Raw genomic sequence first — 21,213 nt, 5'->3', positions numbered from 1 at the left:
TCAAGACGCCCTCCTCTCTTGCCGGGCTGTCCGGCCGTCATCCTGTCCCGCCCGGGTGCCAAGCCCGGTGTAGCGGTGGAAGCGGGTTGCGAGACGGATCGGCATCGATATTCCTGATATCTGCAGTTGCGACATTGTTCCGAGATCAACTCGCGATCGGCGCACCGAGGCCAAATCTGCGGACCAGCCCGCGGCGATATTCGAGCGACATGCGATCCGACGGCACATGGATCTCCTCGGTCAGGTCGAGCGGCAGCTCCTCGGGATGCTGCTCCTCGACCATCGGCTTGTCCTCGTCGTTGATCAGCAGCGCATCCTTGACCCAGTAGTCAGTGTCGGGATTGCCCGAGGTGTCGGTCATCAGCTGGAAGATGCGCGTCTCGCGCGCCGAGACCGGGCAGACGGTGTCGGCGAAATAGACGACGTAGTCGGAGCCCTGCGGATCGATCTTGATCAGGGTGGAGAACGGATAGGTCAGCTCGTAGGTGTAGACCACGTCGCGCTCGTCGCCTTCGACGCCGTCGTCGAAGCGGTTGAAGCCTTCATGATAAGGCAGCTCGAAGCGCAGGCCATAGTCCGTCTGCTCGACGTCGTAAGGCGGGATCGGATCGGCCGTGCTGCCGCCGAAGCTCTGGGTGTGAACCCAGGGAAAATGGGCAACGTCGTTGAAGTTCTCGACATGCCGGCTTGCTGCCGCATACCAGGTGCCTTCGGGCACATAAACCTTGCGCAGGGCCGGGTTGGAAATGCCGTCCCAGTCCGGCAGCTGCCAGATCGCGTCACCCTTCAGGCACGTCCAGATGATGCCGTAGCGCTCGACCGAGGCGTAGGTTTCGAGGCGCAGCTTGGGAGGTATGCGCCCTTCGGAATTGGCGATCGACGGGATCTTCGAACAGGCGCCGTCATGACCGAAATGCAGCCCGTGCATCGGACAGACGATCTGGTCGTCAGCCATCCAGCCGGCGCTGATGCGGGTGCCGCGATGCGGGCACAGATCGCGCGCCACAGTGATTCCGGCGGATGTCTTGTAGATCACAAGGTCGACGTCGAGCAGCTTTGCCCGCACCGGCTTGTCGGCGATGTCGTGAACGAAGGCGATCGGATGCCAGAACGAGGCGAGGATATGCCAGTCGCTGGCGGCAAATGTGCAGCCGCGCGGCAGCTCGTCTCTCGTCTTGGAATGGTCGGCTGGCAGAAACACGTTTTTCCTCCAGAGGATGCATCTTGCTGGCATGTCCAGGCGGCGTGACCGGCTCGCCCGTTGATGTCTGGAGTATTCCGCAGCCCCTGTTTTCACGGAATGCCTGCGTCGGCCGAAAACATATCTGACGTTAAGGCCACATTCTTCTTATCTTTGACGACGCATTGAGCCGTGTTAGGAAAACGCATGGCACGGCAAGCGAGGCCTTGGCTATGCGCGCATTCATCGACAATGGAAGAGGCTTCGCCTTCGGTGAGGCGATATATCCGGCAGGCGGCGTCTATGGCCCGCTCAAGGAGCGTTATGTGACCTTGCTGATCATCCATGAAGGCAAGGCAAAGGTCATCTGCGACGACGAGGAGACGGTGCTGGGTGCAAGAAGCTGCGGCTTCTTCCGCAACGAACGCGGCCTGTCCATGGAATATAGCGAGGGGCGGCACACCAGGGTGAGCTGGTGCGAGGGCTATGCCGGCGACGTCAGCGAGGCGCTTGCCTCGCGGCTGCGTTCGCTGCCGACCCGTATTCCCCTGCCACAGCGCATCGAGAGCATCCAGCGGCTCGGGGTGGAGCTCGGTGCCGGTTCGAATTCCAATCTCAACCAGTTGCGCAATGCGCTGGGAGAGTCGATCTTTCTTGCCTATTTCCATGAAGCGCAGATGTCCGAGCAGGAGCGGCAGACGCCGCGTTCGGTTCTGCGCGCCCGCTTCTATATCGACGAGAACTACGAGAAGGAGATCACGGTCGACCGCCTCGCCGCGCTCGTCGGCGTCACGCCGCAGCATCTGGTGTCGTCGTTCCGCAAGCATATCGGCGTCACGCCGGTGCGCTATCTCTGGCAGGTCAGGGCCTCGCGCGGCCACTTCCTGCTGCTGCAGACCGGCCTGCCGATCTCCGACATCGCCTATCAGTGCGGCTACAAGAACCCGTTCCACTTCTCCAGGCAGATATCCGAACAGTTCGGCCTGTCGCCGCGCCAAGTGCGCGAAAACAAGGGCTACCGCATGGCAAGCGACGTCGCCGAAGGCGCCGGCGACACGGCCTATGGCATGGCGCTTTCGGACAAGACGGTGCTCCAGCCCGAGGCGTCAGCGACGATGACGGCAGTCGAGGACCCGACCGACCCCACGGGTGCACGGGAGGTCTAACCGACCGCCGCGCCGGCGCCGGCCACCGCGCAAACAGGTCCAGCCAGGGCGATGACTTCCCGTGGTGGACGTCATCTGGAGCGCGGGAAAGACCGACGGACCCGGATCACGGCCGGCGCAGGCGGGCCTGCCTGGCGATGTCCGGCCGCAATCCGGATCTGGCGGCAGCCCGACTGGTCGCGAGATGGGAATGGCTAGCTTCTGAGTTGGCTGGGAAGGCTGCCAAAATGCTCCTTGAAGCTCTTCGAGAAGTAGGACGGCGAGGCAAAGCCACAAGCAATGGCAATTTCGGTCACCGGCATTTCGGTGAGCTCCAACAGCTGCCGGGCCCGCCCGAGGCGCAGCTTGATGTAGTATTGGCGCGGCGTCGTCGACAGCAGTCTCTCGAACAGGCGCTCGACCTGGCGGCGTGACAATGACGCCCAGCGGGCGATGTCGATCAGCGGCAGCGGATCCTCGATGTTGCGCTCCATCAGCTGGATGATCTGGAGCAGCTTGCGTCCGGTGGCGCCATGGCGGAGGCCCGGCGGGGCCGACTGACAGCTTGCGCCGTCGCGCCAGCGGTCGGCGGTCAGGTGCTGGCAGATGGTTCGGGCAATCTCGATGCCGCAATGCTGCTGGACGAGATCGATCGCCAGGTCGAAGGCAGCGAAATCGCCGGCACAGGTGACGACCTGGCGATCGCGTATGAACAGGGCGTCATCGATTTCGATGTCGTGGAAGCGCTCGGCGAAAGCCGCCATCTTGTTCCAGTGGATGGTACAGCGCTTGTCACCGAGCAGCCCGGCATCGGCCAGCAGCCAACTGGCGGTGCCCATGGCGTAGACGGGCACCCGACGCCTGGCGGCATGGCGCAGCATGCTCCTCAGATGTGGACCGCCCTGCCCCTCCACCTCCTGCCCGGCGCAAATCAGCAGCGCCGGCGGCCGATCAGACTGGACGGCGACCCCGTCGAAGCATCCTTGAACACCAATTGAAATGCCGCTGGCACTCACCACCGGCAAGCCATCGAGACTTGTAAGCCGCCACGTGAACGGCGACCTGCCGGACAAGCTGTTGGCGAGATTGAGCGGTTCGGTCAGCGCTGCGAGCGACAATTGCGAGAACCCGACCAACAGCAGGATATCCATGTCGATCCCATCGCCTGGCTCAGGCACGAGACCGGAGAGTGGGCTGCTCGCCGGCCTGAAATCCGTTTGCTTGCAGGGCGCGTTCATCGCTTGCTCCTCCTGGCTGCCCCTCTCTTGCTTCGTCAGTTCGCCCGCCGGCGTCGAAACTCCTCAAGCCACGACAGCGATTTCTCCCAACCGCCGAAGGGGAAGATATGCAGGAAGGTCTGTGCGCCGCAGTTTGATGCCAGGCCGGTCTCGATGGCTTCGACCAGGTCGCCGGGATCCTTATCGGCAAGGACGTTGAACAGCCCGACGCCGGAGCGGCGAAGAGCTGCCAGCGATGGCCCGACACCGCACATCATGGCGAACTTGATCAGCTTGGTCAGCGACGTGACGCCGGCCACTCCGAGATGGACCGGAATGCCCGGGTAGGCGCGATGCAGATCGTTTGTCCAGGCCGCCATCATCGCCCCATCGAAGGCGAATTGCGAGACGATGCGCGGAGCAAGGTCGCGGTCATGGCAGATGGCGATCTTGCGCAGCAGCGCATGGGCGAGCGCGCTCCGGCCGATTGCGGGATGGCCCTCAGGGTAACCGCCGATGAAGGCCGTCCGGATCGTGCTGTCGGCGATGACGGGATGGGCAAGCAGGTCGGCAGCATCCTCAAGCGGCCCGTTGGCGGCAAGCGGGTTGCCGCCGACAAACAAGGCCTCGGTGACGCCGTTGCGGCTATGGGCGCCGACGAGGTCGACGAACTCCTTCGGTGACGCGAAATGCCTCGCCCCGAAATGCGGCACGGGCACGAAACCTGCCTGCCTGAGCTGCCTCGCCGCCTCGACCTGCAAGGCCAGAGGCTTGCCTTCGAGATGGGTCAGGAAGACACGTGAGCCCTCGGGAAAAGCCGTTTCGGGCGGCAGGAATCCCGCGGCCTGCGCCGGCGCCAGCTCGAGTGACACGCCCTCGGCGACAAGGTTCGGCGAATTCTCGGGTGAAAGGCGATGCTTGGGTTCGGGCATTTCGGATCTCCGGGCAAAGAGGGAGCAAGCGCCGGCTTGGGGGCCGCGGCGGGGACTGTGAAGGCGCAGGAGGTTCAGCCCGGGATCAGGGCGGGGAGAAGTCGTAGGCGCATTTCGGCCGGGCCGGCGCAACGCCCGTCCACATCTCGCCGGCCATGTCGGAGGTGTTGCTCATGACCTGCTGTAGCTTTCGCCAAGTGCTGCCGGCTGCCGGCTCTTTCCCCTGGCCATGACGATGATGGCGATGGAGATGACGTAGGGCAGCGCCAGCAGCAGCTGGTAGGGAACCGCCGCACCGATCGCCTGGCTGTGGGTCGCCACGGACTCCAGGAAGGAGAAGGCAAGCACGGCTGATGTCACCCGAAGCGGATGCCAGTTGCCGGCGATCAGCGCGACGACGACGAGCCAGCCACGGCCGGCGGAAAGCTCGGGAACGAAACGGTCAGAAAAGCCGAGCATCAGGAATGCGCCGCCAAGGCCGGTCAAGGCACTGCCGAAGATGGTCGCGGCATATTGCCGGGCCACGACGTTGAGCCCCATCGTGTCGAGTGCCGCCGGGTTCTCGCCCAGCGCCCGGAGTTCAAGCCCGGTCCTGGTACGGTACAGGAATGCCCAGACGACGGGCACCAGCGCGAAGGCGGCGTAGGTCAGAAGTCGCTGGTCGAACAGCACGGAGCCGATGACGGGGATATCCGAGAGATAGGGAAACGGCACGGTGCCGATGCTGTCGAAGGTCGGCTGCGCCTTGCCCTTCACGAAGCTGCGGAACCAGAACAGGGTGAGCCCGCTGGCGAGCAGGTTGATGCCCAGCCCGGTGATGAAATGATCGACCCGGAGCGTCACACTGAGGAAAGCGGTGATGGCCCCCAGCACCATGGCAGCTGAGATCGCCAATGCGAATGCGGTGAGGTGATCGCCGCTGACGGCGTAGGCGATGTAGGCGATGAAGGCACCGGTCAGCATGGTGCCCTCGACGCCGACGTTCCAGATGCCGGCGCGCTGGGTGACCAGCTCGCCCATGGCCGACAACAGCAGCGGCGTGGCGATGCGGATGGTCGCCGCGAGCAGGCTGACGAAGATGGCTTCCTGAAACAGTCCGCTCATTTGGCCGAGCTCCATGTGAGGCGGTAGCGGGCCAGTGCCGTGCCGCAAAGGACGAAGAGAAGGATGGTGCCCTGCATCGCCTGGATCAGGGAATCCGGGACGCCGCTCTGGATGCGCATGTCGACGGCGCCCGAGGACAGGCCGCCGAACAGGATGGCGACCGCCACGGTTCCGGCCGGCCGCAGGCCGCCGACCATGGCAACGATGATGCCGCCATAGCCGAGGCCGAAGAGATAGTCGGCCTTCAGCCGATGCTGGACGCCGAGCAGCTCCACGCCACCCGCAAGCCCGGCAAGCGCACCGGACAACAGCATGGTGACCAGCACGATGCGCGGCACATCCATGCCCATGAAGCGCAAGGCGGTCTGGTTGGCGCCGAGCGCCCGCATGTCATATCCCGATGACGTGCGTTCGAGCAGGAGATGGACGGCAATCGCAGCCAGAAGCGCAATCAGGATGCCGGCATGCAATGGCCCGGCCAGATGCGGCAGCCAGGCCGTCTGCGCCAGCAGCGGCGTCTGGTGGTAGGCGACCGTGGTGCCCGCTTCCGTCCATGGTCCGCCCGACAGCAGAAAGGACAGCAGATAGACGATGATGTAGTTCAGCATCACCGTCGAGAAAATCTCGTTGACCTCGTAGCGGTTGCGCAGAAGCGCTGCGATGCCGGACATCGTCGCGCCGCCGAGCATGGCGCCGGCAATCGCCAGCGGCCCGACGACAACAAGCGGCGCATCGGCCAGCGACGACGCGACCCAATAGGCCCCCATCGCGCCGGCATAGACCTGGCCTTCCTGGCCGATGCTCCAGATCCGGGCGCGGAAGACGACGACAGCGGCGAGCCCGGTGAGGATCAGCGGCGTGGCGGCGACGAGCGTGCGCAGCATGGCGCGCTGGCTGCCAAGGGCGCCGCGAAAAAGCGCCTCGAAGGCGGTCGTCACGTCGGCCGAGGACAGTTTCAGCAACATTGCGGTGGCGACGAAACCCGCCAGTATCGCCAGGCCATACGAAGCGCCCTGCCAGAGCAGGCTGGAACCATGGCGTTGTTCGAGCTTAATGTGCATGGGCGTCTCCTCCCGAAACTGCCTGGCCGGCCATCATCAGGCCGAGATGCTGCGGAGTGGTGCCTGAAGGGTCGACCACGCCGACGATCTTGCCGCGGTGGATCACGGCGATGCGGTCGCAGAGGGTCATCAGGTCGTCGAGCTCTTCCGAAGCCAGGAGGATGCCGAACCCCTCGGCCTTCTTGGCCAGAAGCTGGCGGTAGACATAGTCGATGACGCCGATGTCGAGGCCGCGCGTCGGCTGGTTGGCAAGCAGCAGCGACGTGCTGCGCTGCAGCTCGCGCGCCAGGATCACCTTCTGCGCATTGCCGCCGGACAGGCGGTCGACACGAGTGCCGCTGTCCCTCGCCGCGACGCGGTACTCGGACATGCTGTCGGCGGCAAAGGAACTGATCGCCTTGCGGTCGAGGAACGGCCCCTTGCGAAAGGCGCAGTCGTGGTGCCTGCCGAGCACGATGTTGTCGGCGATGGTGAAGCTGCCGATCAGCCCCTGCAGATAGCGGTCGTCAGGAATATGGCCGACACCGAGATCGATGACGTCACTTGTCGATCCCGCAGTTACGTCCTTGCCGTCGATGCTGATGCGCCCGGCCTCGAGCGGACGCACCCTCATGATGGTCTCGAACAGCTCGCGCTGGCCGTTGCCGGCAACACCGGCGAGGCCGACGATCTCGTGCGCGCGCACCTGGATGCTCAATCCGTCGAGGACGCGGTGGCCGCGCTCGCCATTGACGTAGACGTCGCTCAGATCGAGCACGATCTCGCCCGGCGTCTCCCTGTTGTGGTCGTAGGACGGCGAAACCTTGCGTCCGACCATCAGCACCGAAAGTTCTTCAGGAGATGTCTCGGCGGTCTTGAGGGATGCGACCAGCTTGCCGGCGCGCAGGACGGTGACACGGTCCGAACGCATCACCTCGCGCAGCTTGTGGGAGATCAGCACGATCGCCATGCCGGCGTCGCGCATGCGCTCCAGTGCCGCCATCAGGCGGTCGGATTCCTGTGGCGTCAGAACCGCCGTCGGTTCGTCGAGGATCAGGACCCGCACGCCCAGGAACAGAACCTTGATGATCTCGACCCACTGCTGCAGGCCGACCGGCAGTTCCTCGACGATGGCGTCAGGAGAAAGCGCGACGCCGTAGTCGGCGCACAAAGCTGCCAGCCGCCGCCGCGCTGCCCTGGTGTCCAGGAACAGCCCCCGGCCGCCGGCACCAACCAGAATGTTTTCGATGACGCTCAGCCGTCCAACGAGCTTGAAATGCTGGTGGATCATGCCGATGCCGAGGCGCAGCGCTTCGGCCGGCGAACGCAGCCGCATCGGCCTGCCGTCGATGGCGAGCGCGCCGCTATCGGGCTGGACATAGCCGTAAAGGCAACCGGACAGCGTGGATTTGCCGGCGCCGTTCTCGCCGAACAGGCAATGGATCTCGCCGGCATGTATGTCGAGCGACACGTCGTCCAGCGCAACGACGTCGCCATATCTCTTGCTCAATCCGCTGGCCTGCAACGCAACAGTCATTTGCCTAGAACTCCTCCGGCGCATCAGTGCAGTTCGTCGCGCCCCGCCGGTCTCCTCACCGGCGGGGCGCCCCAGGTCCGCCTATTGCGAAACCGGCAGGGCGGTATCGAGCGGCACCTTGAAGATGCCGTCGCGAATGGATTTCTCGGTTTCGGCAACCTTCGCCTTCAGCTCGTCCGGGACCTTTTCGGCGAGCGCGTGGTAGGGCGCGAGCGCCACGCCGCCTTCGGCCACGGAAAACCAGCGCGGCTCTGCGTTGCCCTGGTACGGCTCGCCCTTGGTGGCGTGGTTCCACCACTCGTCGATGATCCAGTTGATGTCGGGGTCCCAGAGCGCGACCGCGCTGGTCACCACGTTGTCAGGGGCAAAGTAGTTCTCGTCGGCCTTGCTGCCGAAGCAGTAGATCTTGTTGAGCTTGCAGGCCTCGAAATTCCCGGTGAGCTGGAGGATGCCGTCGACGCCGGTTGCGACCTGAGCATTCGTGTATTCGGCTGCTTTGCCCGGGTCGTACCAGGACTCGACGAAGGCAACGCGCTGCTTGATGTCGGCACGCATCTGCCGGGCGCCAGCGAAGAAGGCGTTGATCTCGTCATTGATGTCGTCGCCGGGGAAGGTGCCGACCACGCCGAGCGAGCCCGACTTGCTCATGCCGCCGGCCAGCATGCCGCCGAGGTAAGATGCCTCGTGGACACGCTTGTAGATCCAGTACTGGTCATCGCGCAGCGGCGTCAACGAGGTGCGCAACACCATCGGTCAGGCGCTTTGCAGTTCCTTCACCCTTGCCGTGCAGGACAAGGAAAAGCTCGGCGCCCTGCCCGATGTCGTGCAGCGCGCCAGAGCCTTTGTCGACGCCAATTTCAAGACCCAGATCACGGTGGCCGATGTTGCGGAGGCGGCGATCGTCAGCCGACAGCACCTGACCTTGCTGTTCGTCAAGCATATGGGGCTGACCCCTGCCCGCTACATCTGGCATGTCAGGGCCTCGCAGGGCGCTGCCATGCTGATGAACAGCGGCACGCCGATCGCTCGGATCGCCTATGAATGCGGCTACCAGGACCCGTTCCATTTCTCGCGCCATATCCGCAAGGCTTTCGGCCAGACACCGCGCGAGCTCAGGAGCGGCAAGGGCTTCCGCATATCGTCGATCGACGCCGAGGAACTGGAGAGCACATCCTTCTAGTCATCGTCCCCCGCCGCCACGGCTGCGGTTGGGCGGTCCCGCCGACCTTACATCTGGATATGTCTTCATGCCTTCGCGGCATGTCACAGGCAGCGGCGATCCCCTAGCGTACAAAAGCCGCGCCTAATAAGCCCATACAAACTAGTGGCGTCCCGAACCCGCCCTGCACTTCCCTCGCCACGTCGCGGGGGGCGACCCCTTCGTTCGGGTTGCACCAGGCGAGGACCGGAGGTGCGGTGCCGGCTGCTGCAGCCGGCTCGACAACCGAAACGAGGGGACTGGAATGCGATTGAACAGACTTGCGCCCGCGCTGGCCGGCGCCACCCTTCTGGCTGCCTCCAGCACGTCAGTTGCACTGGCCGTCGATGCCGAAAGCGTCGACTATGTCCGTGTCTGCGACGTCTACGGCACCGGCTTCTACTACATTCCCGGCACCGAGACTTGCCTCAGGGTCGGCGGCTACCTCCGCCTTGAAACCGGCTTCGGTCCGCTGTTCGGCGTCGATGTCGACAGTGATGGCGACCGCGACACCTATTACACGCTCGCCCGTTTCCAGTTGCAGGCCGACGCGCGAGCCGAAACCGAGTTCGGCACGTTCCGGACCTATGCCCACATCAATTTCCAGCACAAGCGCGACGCCGCCGACGCCGTGCAGAGCGCCGAAATCGAGATGGCGATGATCGAGCTCGGCGGCTTCTTCGCCGGCGTCAACGATTCCTTGTTCATCACCCAGACCTATTATGCCGGCGGCGTCTCCAACGACGCCATCGTCGGCTACGGACCGTTCACCACCACCATGTTCGGCTACAAGTGGGCAGGCTCCAACGGGCTGTTGCTGACGCTTGCGCTCGAAGGCGGCTGGAACGGCGACGTCATCGACAGCTACATGCCGCGCGTCGTGCTCGGCGGCGGCTACGCCAGGGACTGGGGCGGCATCACCGCCGTTGTCGGCTACGATTCCGTCGCCGAGGAATGGGCCGGCAAGCTCAGGCTCGACGTAACCGTCAACGACAGGATCTCGCTCTGGGCGATGGCCGGCGCCAAGACCGACGACAGCGGCCCCTACTCCCAGTTCTACGGCGTCTGGGGCGGGCGCTGGGCCGTCTGGGGCGGCGGCGCGGCCAAGCTAACCGACAAGGCGACCTTCAACCTGCAGCTCGGCTACGACGCACAGGAGAATTTCGCCGCCGTCGCCAACATCGCCTGGAAGGTGGTCGACGGTCTGACCGTCTCGCCCGAGATTGGCTATTACGACAATTTCGACATGCCCGACACCGACGCCATCGGCGGTTTTGTCCGCATGCAGGCCGATTTCTGACGGCAGCATCCTCCCAGGCTGTCTCTCACGGCGTCCGGTTCCTGCACCGGACGCCGTTTTCGTTCAGTCCCTGGAGAGCGGTCTGCCGGCCTTGCTGACGGATATGCCAGGCTCAAGACGTTGCGTCTCTCCTGTCGCCGCAGCTTGAAGCTGCCGGTCCGCTGCCGGCCTGCAGGCAAATACTAAGGCATCTACCTTATTTTCCTTGACCGGCGTTTTCGGTTCGTTTACTAAGGTACATGCCTTACCATTCTACGCCACTCGATCTTGCCTTTCACGCGCTCAGCGACCCGACCCGCCGCGCGGTGGTGTCGCGGCTGGCTGCCGGCGAAGTGGCGGTCAGCGCCCTGGCCGAACCTTTCGACATGGCGCTGCCCTCCTTCGCCCAGCATCTCAAGGTGCTGGAAGAGTGCGGGCTGATCGTCAGCGAGAAGCGCGGGCGCAGCCGCTGGTGCCGGCTGGTGCCGCAGCGCTTCGACGAGGCGGCGGACTGGATGGAAGCGGAGCGCCGGCGCTGGGCCGAGCGCCTGGATCGGCTGGAAACCTATCTGGACAAGACGGAAGGATGATGAAGAACATGGAAAAGCTGTTTGAAACCTGGTCGCTCGACCGCGAAATCGTGCTGGTCAAGCTGCTCAACCACCCGCGCGAAAAGGTCTTTGCCGCCTGGATGGACCCCAAGGCGCTGGCGCAATGGTACGGGCCGGCCGGCCTCGCCATCGAGAGCCACGAAGCCGATATCCGCGAGGGCGGGGTCTGGCACTTCGACATGGTCGGCGTCTTCGAGGGCAAGCAGCAACGCTTCCCCAACCTGATGCGATTTCTGGAAATCGTGCCGAACGAGCGCATCGTGATGGATTATGGCACGCCCGCTTCAGAGGATCCCGACCGTTTCCGCGTCACCGTGACCTTCGACGAGCAGGGCGACGGCAAGACGGTGCTGACCATGCGCCAGCTCCACCCCAGCGCCAAGCGGCGTCAGGAGGTCATCGGCTTCGGCGCGGTCGAATACGGGCTGCAGACGCTGGACGGCCTCGCCGCCTGGCTGGACCGCTAGGCCTTTGGCGGCGCAGTGCATCTATCGACGACGGTGGATGCGGGGATGAGCCCCGCATTGTCATTCGTGTGCGGCGATCACCTCGAGGAAGGCGGGGCCGTAGCGGTCGAGCTTGGCTTCGCCGACACCGGGCACATTTGCCATCTCAGCGCGTGACGCCGGCCTGGCTGCGGCCAGCTCGATCAACGTCTTGTCGTGGAAGATGACATAGGGCGGCACGTTCTGGGCCCGCGCGATCTCGGTGCGTTTCCGCCTGAGCGCCTGGAACAGGTCCTGGTCAGCATCGCTGACGGCAGCCTGGGCCGCGCTGCGCGCGACCTTGCCGCGCCTGGCGCGCACTGGAGCCGGCACGCGCAGCATCAGCGTTGGCTTGTCGCGCAGGAATTCGCGGCCGGCTGATGCAATCGACAGGCCGCCATGGCCGGAAAGGTCGACGTCGACGAGGCGCAGCGCGATCAGCTGGCGCAGGATCGCCCGCCAGGTGCGGTTGTCATGTTCGGTGCCGATGCCGAAGGTGGAAATCCTGTCATGGCCGAACTGGGCGATGCGCTCGTTGTCGACGCCCAGAAGCACGTCGACGACATAGGCCTGCCCGAAACGCTCGCCGGTGCGGTAGATGCATGACAGCGCCTTTTGCGCCGAAATGGCGCCGTCGAACAATTTCGGCGGCTCGGCACAGGTGTCGCAATTGCCGCACGGTTCGCACTCGTCGCCGAAATAGGACAGCAAAACCTGCCGCCGGCAGCTTGCCGTCTCGGCCAGGCCCAATAGCGCATCGAGCTTCTGCCGCTCCATGCGCTTGCGCTGGTCGGGTGCATCAGACTCCTCGATGAAGCGGCTGCGCAGCGCGATATCGTCATAGCCATAGAGCATCAGCGTGTCGGACGGCAGGCCGTCGCGGCCGGCGCGACCGGTCTCCTGATAATAGGCCTCGATGCTGCCGGGCAGGTCGATATGGGCGACGAAGCGCACATCCGGCTTGTCGATGCCCATGCCGAAGGCGACGGTGGCGACCATGATCACCGCCTCGCCATGCTGGAAGCGCATCTGGTTGGCTTCGCGCGCCGCCTTGTCCATGCCGGCGTGATAGGCCAGCGCATCATAGCCGAGGCCCTTGAGCCAGGCGGCGGTTTCTTCGGTCCGGCGTTTCGACAGGCAATAGACGATGCCGCTCTCGCCCTCGTAGCGCTTGAGGAACTCCTTGAGCTGGGCGCGCGGATTGTCCTTTTCCTCGATGGCGTAGCGGATGTTGGGCCGGTCGAAACCGGCGATGAAGGCGTCAGCCGCGTCGATTTCGAGATGCGACAGGATTTCCGCGCGCGTCGGCTCATCGGCGGTGGCGGTCAGCGCCATGCGCGGGGTGCCGGCAAAGCGCGAGACGATCGCGTCGAGCTGGCGATAAGAGGGACGGAAGTCGTGCCCCCACTGCGACAGGCAGTGCGCCTCGTCGATGGCGATCAGCGACAGCTTCACGCTCTCCAGCAGTTCCAGCACATCAGGCCGCAGCAAGGTTTCAGGCGAGACATAAAGCAGGTCGAGCGCACCGGAACGGATATCCCGCCACAGCGCGCGGCGGTCGTCGGGCGACAGGTCGGAGTTCAGCCCGGCCGCCCGCACGCCTGCCTGCCTGAGCGCTGTCACCTGGTCGGCCATCAGCGCCAGCAGCGGCGACACGACGAGCCCCATGCCGGGACGGACGATCGCGGGAATCTGGTAGCAGAGCGACTTGCCGCCGCCGGTCGGCATCAGCACGAAGGCATTGTTGCCGGCGATGACATGCTCGACGATCCGCGCCTGCGGTCCCCTGAACGCATCATAGCCGTAGACGGTCTTGAGGATGTCGAGAGCGGTGGCGGTCATCGGGCAGCACGGAGAATCATCTTGACCTCGTTCATAGCAGCTTCGCCGCCCTGACGATCATCGCTGCGCCTTTTTGTCGGTCTGCCTGTTGGCATCGGCGTGGTGTCACCAGCCTGTTCATTTGCGGCCTTGGGCAAGCCGCCACCCCAGGCACCGGCCTTTTCTCCCGATTCCCATTCCTTCCTGGAATACCGTTAGTCCCAGTCGCTATGCGTGATGCACCCTCGATGCTGATAGCGTGTCCCCACTCTCAACCGATCGACCCAAACTGATCGACAAAGTCCGATGCCATCGCTTCACAAACTGATCGTCCTGAAGAGGATCTTCGCCGAATTGCTCGGCGCCTGCATGCGCGAACGGTATCACCCGGAACGGCACTATATGCGCGGCCCCGGCCCCGCCACGCTGAGCAAGGCGATGCCCGCCGACATGCCGCTTCGAGGTGGTCCGCGACAAGCCGAACAGGCCTAGCAGCCTTAAATAGCGGGCTTCCAGCCGAACCCGAGCAGCCATTTCATGAGAAGTATCGCGGGTGGGCATTTATCTCCCGATTGCTGAGATGTCGGTCAATGTGTTCGTGCTCCTGGCGATGGGTGCGGCGGTCGGCTTCCTGTCTGGTATGTTCGGGGTCGGCGGCGGTTTCCTGATCACGCCGCTTCTGATCTTCTACAACATCCCGCCCGCCATCGCTGTCGCCACCGGCGCCAACCAGGTCATCGCCTCGTCCTTCTCCGGCGCGCTTGCCCATCTCAAGCGCGGCACGCTCGACTTCAAGCTCGGCACGGTGCTTTTGATCGGCGGTATCGCCGGCTCGGCGGCCGGCGGCTTCGTCTTTGCGCTGCTGCGCGCCATAGGCCAGCTCGACCTGTTCATCTCTTTGCTCTACGTCGTCTTCTTGGGCACCGTCGGCGGGCTGATGCTGATCGAAAGCGTCAATGCGCTGCGGCTCACCAAGGGCGGCGTGCCGCCGGCCCTAAAGAAGTCGGGCCAGCACAACTGGATCCACCGCCTGCCCTTCAAGATGCGCTTCCGCACCTCGAAGCTGTTCGTCTCGGTCATCCCGGTGCTCGGCATCGGCGCCGGCATCGGCTTCCTCTCCGCCATCATGGGCGTCGGCGGCGGCTTCATCATGGTGCCGGCGCTGATCTACCTGCTCAAGGTGCCGACCAACGTCGTCGTAGGCACCTCGCTGTTCCAGATCGTCGTCGTCTCGGCCTTCACCACCCTGGTGCACTCCTCGACCAACCAGACCGTCGACATCATCCTGGCGCTGGTCCTGATGGTCGGCGGCGTTGCCGGCGCCCAATACGGCGCCAAGGCCGGCCAGAAGCTGCGCGGCGAACAGCTGCGCGCGCTGCTTGCACTGCTGGTGCTGGCGGTCGCCTTGCGCCTCGGCTTCGACCTGTTCGTCAAGCCGCAGAACCTCTATTCGCTGACCGGCGTGAGCGGGCTGCTGTGATGCGGGTCGCGGCATATCTCGCAGCCCTGATGCTCGCGGCAGCGGGGCCAGTGCGCGCCCAGGAGCCGGCGCATCCAGAAAGCATCCAGATCGGGCTCTCGACCGACCGTGTCGCCATCACCGCCGACTTCGCCGGTGCCGACCTCACCATCTTCGGGGCGCTCGAAAACGCCGACCCGCTGATCAACCGCCAGGGCCGCTACGACGTCTATGTCGTGCTCGAGGGTCCGGCGCGGCCGGTGGTGGTGCGGCGCAAGAGCCGCGTGCTCGGCATGTGGATCAACACCCAGTCCGAGACCTTCGTCAACGTGCCGATGTCCTATTCGGTGGCGACCACCCGCCAGCCGCAGGACATCACCGATCCCAACAACTACCGCCAGCTCTCACTGGGCGCCAACAACATCTACATGGAGCCCGAGGACAAGCGCGACAGCCCGCTGACCATCCAGGAGTTCACCGAGGCGCTGCGCGAGCGCAAGCTGGCGACCGGGCTCTACTCCGACAATATCGGCGGCGTGCAGTTCCTGTCGCAGAGCCTGTTCCGCGCCACGCTGCATCTTGCTCCCAACGTGCCCGTCGGCACCCACAAGGCGCGTGCCTTCCTGTTTCGCAACGGCATCTTCATCAAGGAAACCTCGGCCCAGCTCGCCATCGTCAAGTCGGGCTTCGAGCAGACCATCTTCCGCTTCGCCACCGACCACGGCTTCGGCTACGGCCTCTTCGCCATCGGGCTCGCCATGCTCACCGGTTGGCTCGGACGGATCGTCTTCAGGAAGGACTGAGGCGGGCACATGTCGGGCGCCGCGCGCCGTGGCGCAATCGCTCTTAACGCGCCTGCGCTTTTTATTGAATCAAGAAACCTATCTATCCTATTGTTTCTGCTTGGCTTGAAGTGGCTTCCCTAGCCGTTGGCGCGGATGAAGGCGTCGATGTCGGCCCGAGTCGGCATGGAGGGCGCGGTACCCGGCTTCTGCACCGAAAGGGCGGCAACCGCAGCGCCAAAACGGACGGCATCGACCGGGTTGCGGCCTTCGGCAATCGCAACGGCGAAGCCGCCGTTGAACGCGTCTCCCGCCCCCGTCGTGTCGACGACCTTGGTTACCTTGAAAGCCGGGACGAAATGCGTGCCGGCCTCGCCGTGCAGCAGCGCGCCCTTGGCACCCAGTGTGATGAGCGCATTGCGGGCGCCACGCCTGACCAGGCTGGCTGCCGCCTGCAGGGCGCCCTCGTCCGTTGCCGTGTCGATCCCGGTCAATGTCGCGGCCTCGGTTTCATTGGGGGTGACGAAATCGCAATTGACGTAGATGGCGTCGTCGACCGGCAGCGCCGGCGCCGGGTTGAGGATGGTGGTGACGCCATGGCCGCGTGCCAGGCGAAGCCCTTCGATGGCCGTCTCGATGGGCTGCTCGAACTGGGTGACGAAGACCCTGGCGCCGCTGATCAGCCCTTCCGCGGCACGGACATCGGCAGGGCTCAGATTGGCCGCAGCGCCGCTCTCGATGATGATCGCGTTGTCGCCTGTCCTCGAGGAAACGAAGATGAACGCCGCCCCCGTCGGGGCGGCCTCGTCGATCAGGACGTGCGAGGTGTCGACCCCATCCCGCGACCAGGTCTGCCTGGCCATGTCACCGAACGAATCCTGCCCGACCCGGGTGATCATGGCGGAACGCGCACCGGCGCGTGCGGCTGCGATCACCTGGTTGGAGCCCTTGCCGCCGGGACCCATGGCAAAACCCTGGCCAAGCAGTGTCTCGCCGACAACCGGCAGCCGCTCGGCCTTGAAAGCCAGGTCGGCGACAAAGGTTCCAAGCACGACGATATCGGCACGATCCATCACATTGTCTCCCATTCCGAACATGAAAATCAGCGCGGGAATCTGGCCGCAGCCAGCCGCAGGCATTGCTCGAAGGCCTGATGGTCGGTGTACAGCGCCTCGGCCGCAACCTCGCGCGTCACGATCGCACCACCACGCGCCTCGATGCCGCCGTCGAGCATGAGATTGTCGATCATCTCGAAATCTTCGACGGCCAGTCCATCCGGCCCCCGCGGCCGGCCCTGCGCGTCGGCCTCGATGCGCCCCTCATAGAGCACAGCTACCCGAGCATAGTGATCGCCAACCGTGTTGGAAAACGCATAGGCGGGGCAGCCGCGGGCACACATGAAGCCGAGTTCGAATGCCGTACCGATATCCGCCGCGATGCCACGGAATGGCGTCAGATTGGCGATGATCATGTCCGCGCTCATCATCAGGCGTTCGTTGATCGAGCTGATGGCAAGCCCTTTCGCCCTTTTGGTATCGGTCGCCGGCACCTCGAGATCGCCGGGAGAGACCGGAACGAAGCCGTAGCGCCTGGTCAATTCGATCTTGCGATCAAGCACCTCGCGCGCATTGGGCAGGAAGACCTCGGGGCCGGCAAGATAGATTTTCATGACTGCGTGCTCTCGGACTGGACGTTATTTGCGGAGGGCCAGGGCTGCAGGGAAGTAAGGGAGTAAGGGAGTAAGGGAAGGCGATAACCCTATTCCCCTATTCCCCTCAGTCCCCGTATGGGACCCAGACGTTCTTGATCTCGACGGCGCGGCGGAGGAAGGCTTCGCCCTGTGCGGTCGGCCAGTCGAGGCTGCGGCCGTGGCCGGTCCAGACGCGCTTGAGATTGCCGACAGATTCAGCCTCCGCTTTGGCGCAGATCTCGGCCTCGGCGACGACCCAGAGGCCGTCGACGTCGTCATGCTTGGCAAGCACCGCCGCAAGCTCCGCCGTATGCCCGGTGACGATGTTGATCGCACCGGCAGGGACGTCTGAGTACTCGAGCACCTGGTAGAGGTCGGTGGCGACGAGCGGCGCGGTGGAGGACGGCACCACGACCGTGGTGTTGCCCATGGCAAGTGCCGGGGCGAGCAGCGAGATCAGGCCGAGCAGCGGCGCTTCGTCAGGGGCGACGATGCCGATCACGCCGACCGGTTCGTGCAGGGCAAGCGTGACGGTGCGTGCCGGCGGCTGGTGCACCCTGCCCTCGAACTTGTCGGCCATGCCGGCGTAGTAGAACAGCCGCTCGATCGAGGCTTCGACTTCTGCCTTGGCGGCCTTGTGGGCAGCACCGGTCAGTTCGACGATGCGGGTCGCGAACTCTTCCGTGCGGCCGGACAGGTTTTCGGCGAGGTAATAAAGCACCTGCGCCCGGTTGTAGGCGGTCGCTTCGGGCCAGGCCTTGCAGGCGCGCGCCGCCGAGACCGCATCGCGGATGTCCTTGCGGCTGCCCAAGCCGACCTCGCCCGCGAGCTTGCCCTTGGAGGTGAGAACCGGCAGCGAATAGTTGCCGTCGGGGCGCACCTGCTTGCCTGCGATGAACAGCTTTGCCGTGCGGTCGATGGCCTGGTTCTCGCTGGTGTCGCGGGCGGCCTGTTTCGGCGCCGTCGACGGCTTGATGACCGGGCCATGCGGCTCGCCCGGCGCCAGATATTCCTCCAGCCCCTCGCGCCCGCCCTCGCGGCCAAAGCCACTCTCGCGGTAGCCGCCGAAGCCGCAGGCAGCATCGAACATGTTGGTGCCGTTGATCCAGACCACGCCGGCCTTGAGCTGCGGGGCGACATGCAAGGCAAGATTGACGTTTTCGCTCCACACCGAGGCGGCAAGGCCATAACGGGTGTTGTTGGCGAGTTCGACCGCCTCTTCGGTGTTGCGGAAGCTCATGGTGGCGAGCACCGGACCGAACACCTCTTCCTGGGCAAGGATGTTGGCGGGCGCAACACCCGTCGCCAGCGTCGGCAGGTGATAATAGCCTGATGATGGCACATCCTGGTCGGGCTGCCAGCAGACGGCACCCTGTCTTGCACCTTCCTCGACAAGGCGCCTGACCCGGTCGAGCTGGGTCTTGTCGACCAGCGGGCCGATGTCGGTGTTCTTGTCGAGCGGAGAACCGACCCGCAGCCGGCTCATCCGTGTCTTGACCTTGGCGATGAAGGCTTCGGCTACGCTCTCCTGCACCAGAAGCCGCGAGCCGGCACAGCAGACCTGGCCCTGGTTGAACCAGATGCCGTCGACAAGCCCCTCGACGGCGCTGTCGAGATCGGCGTCTTCGAAGACGATGAAGGCCGATTTGCCGCCGAGTTCCAGCGACAGCTTCTTGCCAGAGCCCGCAGTTGCCTTGCGGATGATCTTGCCGACCTCCGACGAGCCGGTAAACGCGATCTTGTCGATGCCGGGATGGTTGACGATCGCCACCCCTGCCTCGGGTCCGCCCTGGACGATGTTGACCACGCCCTTGGGCACACCGGCGCGTTCGCAGATCTCGGCAAACAAGATTGCCGTCAGCGGCGTGAACTCGGCCGGCTTCAGGACAACGGTGCAGCCGGTGGCAAGAGCGGGTGCGATCTTCCAGGCCAGCATCAGCAGCGGAAAGTTCCACGGGATGATCTGGCCGACGACACCGGCTGGCTTGCGGCCTGGGAATTCCCGGTCCAGCGACTGGGCCCAGCCGGCATGGTGGATGAAGTGGCGGATCGCCAGCGGCACGTCGATGTCGCGGCTCTCGCGGATCGGCTTGCCGTTGTCGAGGCTTTCCAGCACCGCAAACAGGCGCTGGTGGCGCTGCATGGCGCGGCCGATGGCATAAAGCACCTTGGCGCGCTCATAACCCGAGGCAGCACTCCACTTCGGCAGCGCCTTGCGGGCCGCGGCCACCGCCGTCTCGATGTCGGCGGCAGAGGCGTCCGACACCTTGGCCAGAAGCTTGCCGGTTGAGGGATCGGATGTGTCGAAGCTCTTGCCGTCAATGCCGGCGCGCCAGTCGCCTGCGATGAACAGCGCCTTCGAGAAATCGCGGGCCCCAAGCCAGGCATCGGCTTCTGAGCGGGCCTCGGGGGCTGGGGCATAATCCATGGCGTGGTATCGTTCGAGAATGTTCATGAGAGGCTCCGGACTTTGCGGCGCGAGGATCGGGCGGGGAGCGCTCTACGTTGCCCCCCTCTGGCCTGCCGGCCATCTCCCCCACAAGGGGGGAGATCAGCTGTCATCGCGGCCTTCTCCAAGTTGACATGCAGTCGGTTCAAAGAAATCGAGGTCGGCATTGCCGAGTGGCCGCTAACTGACGAACTGCCGATCTCCCCCCTTGTGGGGGAGATGGCCGGTAGGCCAGAGGGGGGCGCGAAGGAACGCGGCATGGCCAGGTCGCCCCTCACGCCATGGCGTGGCGGTGGTTGGCCGAGTAGCGGCCGCTGATGTGGTGTTCGAGCTGGCGCTCGATGTCGGTCAAAAGGCTCGACGCGCCGAAGCGGAACAGCTCCGGTTCGAGCCAGGGCCGGCCGAGTTCTTCCTTCATCAGCACCAGCCAGTCGAGCGAGACTTTTGCCGTCGAGATGCCGCCGGCCGGCTTGAAGCCGATGAGGTAGCCGGTCTGCTCGTGATAGGCCCTGATGGCCCTGACCATGGCGAGGCCGACCGGCAGCGTCGCATTGACGCTTTCCTTGCCGGTCGAGGTCTTGATGAAGTCGGCACCCGCCATCATCGCCACCATCGAGGCCAGCGTGACATTGCGCAAAGTCGCCAGATCGCCGGTGCCGAGGATGACCTTGAGATGGGCCTCGCCGCAGGCAGCACGCATCTCTTTGATCTCGTCATAGAGCTCCTGCCACTTCGCACCGAACACCAGTCCGCGCGGAATGACGACGTCGATCTCGTCGGCGCCGTCTGATACCGACGCCTCGATCTCGGCAAGACGTGTCGACAGGGGTGCCAGGCCGTGCGGAAAGGCCGTCGACACCGCAGCGACATGGATGCCCGACCCCTTCACCACTTCCACGGCGGTGGCGACGAACGGATGATAGACGCAGACCGCCGCCGGCCGGATCAGCACCTCACCCAGTCCCAGCGCCTCGGTCAGGTCGCGGCGCAGCGGGTTCAGCGCCTTGGCACAGAGCCGGCGCACACGCTCGTCGGTGTCGTTGGAGTTGAGCGTCGTCAGATCCATCAGCGAGATCGACCTGAGCAGCCAGGCCGCCTGGTTGTCGGCCTTGATCGAGCGCCGTTTGGTCAGCGTGCCGACCCTGCGCTCCAGCGCCGAGCGGTTGACGCTGCGCAGCGATTCCAGAAAACCCAGATCCAGCGCCATGCCGGGATTGCGCGGCAGGCCGACATCGGCATCTGACGCAGCACGCACCACGCGCATGACCGCGCCGCTGCCCTCAT

General features: G+C 64.7%; 20 protein-coding genes. 8 read left to right on the top strand and 12 right to left on the bottom strand.

Annotated elements, in window-relative coordinates; translation table 11 throughout:
- Positions 1–145 precede the first annotated feature (145 nt).
- On the bottom strand, positions 146–1,201 hold the full coding sequence (locus tag Amn_RS11890) for an aromatic ring-hydroxylating oxygenase subunit alpha (protein ID WP_286297215.1): 1,056 nt from the start codon (positions 1,199–1,201) through the stop codon (positions 146–148).
- A gap of 212 nt (positions 1,202–1,413) precedes the next feature.
- Between Amn_RS11890 and Amn_RS11885 the strand changes: the two genes are divergently transcribed.
- Entirely contained in the window at positions 1,414–2,346 is a 933-nt protein-coding gene (locus Amn_RS11885) for a helix-turn-helix domain-containing protein (protein ID WP_286297212.1), read from the top strand.
- 194 nt (positions 2,347–2,540) lie between these two features.
- Here Amn_RS11885 and Amn_RS11880 read toward each other — a convergent pair whose 3' ends face one another.
- The 6 genes from Amn_RS11880 to Amn_RS11855 form a co-directional block, all read right to left on the bottom strand.
- Positions 2,541–3,563: a GlxA family transcriptional regulator gene (locus Amn_RS11880; RefSeq protein WP_286297210.1), complete on the bottom strand. Its 1,023-nt coding sequence runs from the start codon at positions 3,561–3,563 to the stop codon at positions 2,541–2,543.
- 35 nt (positions 3,564–3,598) lie between these two features.
- A complete protein-coding gene (locus tag Amn_RS11875) occupies positions 3,599–4,474 on the bottom strand; it encodes a methylenetetrahydrofolate reductase (RefSeq protein ID WP_286297207.1) in 876 nt (291 codons plus the stop codon).
- Between the two features lie 171 nt (positions 4,475–4,645).
- Complete coding sequence (locus Amn_RS11870; RefSeq protein ID WP_182575596.1) at positions 4,646–5,578, bottom strand: ABC transporter permease; 933 nt, start codon at positions 5,576–5,578, stop codon at positions 4,646–4,648.
- Entirely contained in the window at positions 5,575–6,639 is a 1,065-nt protein-coding gene (locus Amn_RS11865) for an ABC transporter permease (RefSeq protein WP_067963092.1), read from the bottom strand. Before Amn_RS11865 ends, Amn_RS11870 begins: the two co-directional genes overlap by 4 nt.
- Entirely contained in the window at positions 6,629–8,155 is a 1,527-nt protein-coding gene (locus tag Amn_RS11860; protein ID WP_286297203.1) for an ABC transporter ATP-binding protein, read from the bottom strand. The genes Amn_RS11865 and Amn_RS11860 overlap by 11 nt, the downstream gene beginning before the upstream one ends.
- A gap of 81 nt (positions 8,156–8,236) precedes the next feature.
- Positions 8,237–8,905 (bottom strand): BMP family lipoprotein, encoded by a 669-nt coding sequence (locus tag Amn_RS11855; protein WP_286297201.1) that lies wholly within the window; start codon positions 8,903–8,905, stop codon positions 8,237–8,239.
- Here Amn_RS11855 and Amn_RS11850 point away from each other — a divergent pair.
- The 4 genes from Amn_RS11850 (at position 8,892) to Amn_RS11835 (ending at position 11,710) form a co-directional block, all read left to right on the top strand.
- Positions 8,892–9,335 carry a helix-turn-helix transcriptional regulator gene (locus tag Amn_RS11850; RefSeq protein WP_286297199.1) on the top strand — a complete coding sequence of 148 codons (444 nt, stop codon included), beginning with the start codon at positions 8,892–8,894 and terminating at the stop codon, positions 9,333–9,335. The two genes, Amn_RS11855 and Amn_RS11850, sit on opposite strands and share 14 nt — an antisense overlap.
- Before the next feature lie 283 nt (positions 9,336–9,618).
- Entirely contained in the window at positions 9,619–10,653 is a 1,035-nt protein-coding gene (locus tag Amn_RS11845; RefSeq protein WP_286297198.1) for a porin, read from the top strand.
- Positions 10,654–10,892: 239 nt separating this feature from the next.
- Positions 10,893–11,222 (top strand): ArsR/SmtB family transcription factor, encoded by a 330-nt coding sequence (locus tag Amn_RS11840; protein ID WP_067963108.1) that lies wholly within the window; start codon positions 10,893–10,895, stop codon positions 11,220–11,222.
- The gene (locus Amn_RS11835; RefSeq protein WP_286297196.1) at positions 11,222–11,710 is read left to right on the top strand and encodes an SRPBCC family protein; all 489 of its coding nucleotides are present in this window, start codon (positions 11,222–11,224) and stop codon (positions 11,708–11,710) included. The genes Amn_RS11840 and Amn_RS11835 overlap by 1 nt, the downstream gene beginning before the upstream one ends.
- Before the next feature lie 60 nt (positions 11,711–11,770).
- On the opposite strand, the gene recQ is transcribed toward Amn_RS11835, so the two are convergent.
- Positions 11,771–13,570: a DNA helicase RecQ gene (gene recQ / locus Amn_RS11830; protein ID WP_286297195.1), complete on the bottom strand. Its 1,800-nt coding sequence runs from the start codon at positions 13,568–13,570 to the stop codon at positions 11,771–11,773.
- A gap of 285 nt (positions 13,571–13,855) precedes the next feature.
- On the opposite strand from recQ, the gene Amn_RS11825 reads away from it, so the two are divergent.
- The 3 genes from Amn_RS11825 to Amn_RS11815 all read left to right on the top strand — a co-directional run bounded on the left by Amn_RS11825 (position 13,856) and on the right by Amn_RS11815 (position 15,811).
- Positions 13,856–14,041 (top strand): hypothetical protein, encoded by a 186-nt coding sequence (locus tag Amn_RS11825; protein ID WP_286297193.1) that lies wholly within the window; start codon positions 13,856–13,858, stop codon positions 14,039–14,041.
- A 61-nt stretch (positions 14,042–14,102) separates the two neighbouring features.
- Positions 14,103–15,029, top strand: coding sequence for a sulfite exporter TauE/SafE family protein (locus Amn_RS11820; protein WP_067963116.1), 927 nt, complete (start codon positions 14,103–14,105; stop codon positions 15,027–15,029).
- On the top strand, positions 15,029–15,811 hold the full coding sequence (locus tag Amn_RS11815; RefSeq protein ID WP_286297192.1) for a TIGR02186 family protein: 783 nt from the start codon (positions 15,029–15,031) through the stop codon (positions 15,809–15,811). The genes Amn_RS11820 and Amn_RS11815 overlap by 1 nt, the downstream gene beginning before the upstream one ends.
- Positions 15,812–15,930: 119 nt before the next feature.
- On the opposite strand, the gene rbsK is transcribed toward Amn_RS11815, so the two are convergent.
- The 4 genes from rbsK to deoC all read right to left on the bottom strand — a co-directional run bounded on the left by rbsK (position 15,931) and on the right by deoC (position 21,193).
- The gene (gene rbsK / locus Amn_RS11810) at positions 15,931–16,863 is read right to left on the bottom strand and encodes a ribokinase (RefSeq protein WP_067966732.1); all 933 of its coding nucleotides are present in this window, start codon (positions 16,861–16,863) and stop codon (positions 15,931–15,933) included.
- 29 nt (positions 16,864–16,892) lie between these two features.
- On the bottom strand, positions 16,893–17,459 hold the full coding sequence (locus Amn_RS11805) for a nucleoside 2-deoxyribosyltransferase (RefSeq protein ID WP_286297190.1): 567 nt from the start codon (positions 17,457–17,459) through the stop codon (positions 16,893–16,895).
- Positions 17,460–17,565: 106 nt separating this feature from the next.
- Complete coding sequence (locus Amn_RS11800; protein WP_286297189.1) at positions 17,566–19,935, bottom strand: aldehyde dehydrogenase family protein; 2,370 nt, start codon at positions 19,933–19,935, stop codon at positions 17,566–17,568.
- Positions 19,936–20,203: 268 nt separating this feature from the next.
- Positions 20,204–21,193, bottom strand: coding sequence for a deoxyribose-phosphate aldolase (gene deoC / locus Amn_RS11795; protein ID WP_286298027.1), 990 nt, complete (start codon positions 21,191–21,193; stop codon positions 20,204–20,206).
- Positions 21,194–21,213: the final 20 nt, after the last annotated feature.

The sequence above is a fragment of the Aminobacter sp. Y103A genome (genome assembly GCF_030294925.1).
Classification (GTDB): domain Bacteria; phylum Pseudomonadota; class Alphaproteobacteria; order Rhizobiales; family Rhizobiaceae; genus Aminobacter; species Aminobacter ciceronei.
Note: the sequence above shows the minus strand (reverse complement) of the source record. Positions and strands in the feature narration are given on the sequence as shown.

Excerpts from the sequence above, each read along its gene's own strand:
- Amn_RS11885 (WP_286297212.1), top strand. The coding sequence starts at position 1,414 with ATGCGCGCATTCATCGACAATGGAAGAGGCTTCGCCTTCGGTGAGGCG.
- Amn_RS11880 (WP_286297210.1), bottom strand. The coding sequence starts at position 3,563 with ATGAACGCGCCCTGCAAGCAAACGGATTTCAGGCCGGCGAGCAGCCCA.
- Amn_RS11875 (WP_286297207.1), bottom strand. The coding sequence starts at position 4,474 with ATGCCCGAACCCAAGCATCGCCTTTCACCCGAGAATTCGCCGAACCTT.
- Amn_RS11870 (WP_182575596.1), bottom strand. The coding sequence starts at position 5,578 with ATGAGCGGACTGTTTCAGGAAGCCATCTTCGTCAGCCTGCTCGCGGCG.
- Amn_RS11865 (WP_067963092.1), bottom strand. The coding sequence starts at position 6,639 with ATGCACATTAAGCTCGAACAACGCCATGGTTCCAGCCTGCTCTGGCAG.
- Amn_RS11860 (WP_286297203.1), bottom strand. The coding sequence starts at position 8,155 with ATGACTGTTGCGTTGCAGGCCAGCGGATTGAGCAAGAGATATGGCGAC.
- Amn_RS11855 (WP_286297201.1), bottom strand. The coding sequence starts at position 8,905 with ATGGTGTTGCGCACCTCGTTGACGCCGCTGCGCGATGACCAGTACTGG.
- Amn_RS11845 (WP_286297198.1), top strand. The coding sequence starts at position 9,619 with ATGCGATTGAACAGACTTGCGCCCGCGCTGGCCGGCGCCACCCTTCTG.
- Amn_RS11840 (WP_067963108.1), top strand. The coding sequence starts at position 10,893 with ATGCCTTACCATTCTACGCCACTCGATCTTGCCTTTCACGCGCTCAGC.
- Amn_RS11835 (WP_286297196.1), top strand. The coding sequence starts at position 11,222 with ATGAAGAACATGGAAAAGCTGTTTGAAACCTGGTCGCTCGACCGCGAA.
- recQ (WP_286297195.1), bottom strand. The coding sequence starts at position 13,570 with ATGACCGCCACCGCTCTCGACATCCTCAAGACCGTCTACGGCTATGAT.
- Amn_RS11825 (WP_286297193.1), top strand. The coding sequence starts at position 13,856 with ATGCCATCGCTTCACAAACTGATCGTCCTGAAGAGGATCTTCGCCGAA.
- Amn_RS11815 (WP_286297192.1), top strand. The coding sequence starts at position 15,029 with ATGCGGGTCGCGGCATATCTCGCAGCCCTGATGCTCGCGGCAGCGGGG.
- rbsK (WP_067966732.1), bottom strand. The coding sequence starts at position 16,863 with ATGGATCGTGCCGATATCGTCGTGCTTGGAACCTTTGTCGCCGACCTG.
- Amn_RS11805 (WP_286297190.1), bottom strand. The coding sequence starts at position 17,459 with ATGAAAATCTATCTTGCCGGCCCCGAGGTCTTCCTGCCCAATGCGCGC.
- Amn_RS11800 (WP_286297189.1), bottom strand. The coding sequence starts at position 19,935 with ATGAACATTCTCGAACGATACCACGCCATGGATTATGCCCCAGCCCCC.
- deoC (WP_286298027.1), bottom strand. The coding sequence starts at position 21,193 with ATGCGCGTGGTGCGTGCTGCGTCAGATGCCGATGTCGGCCTGCCGCGC.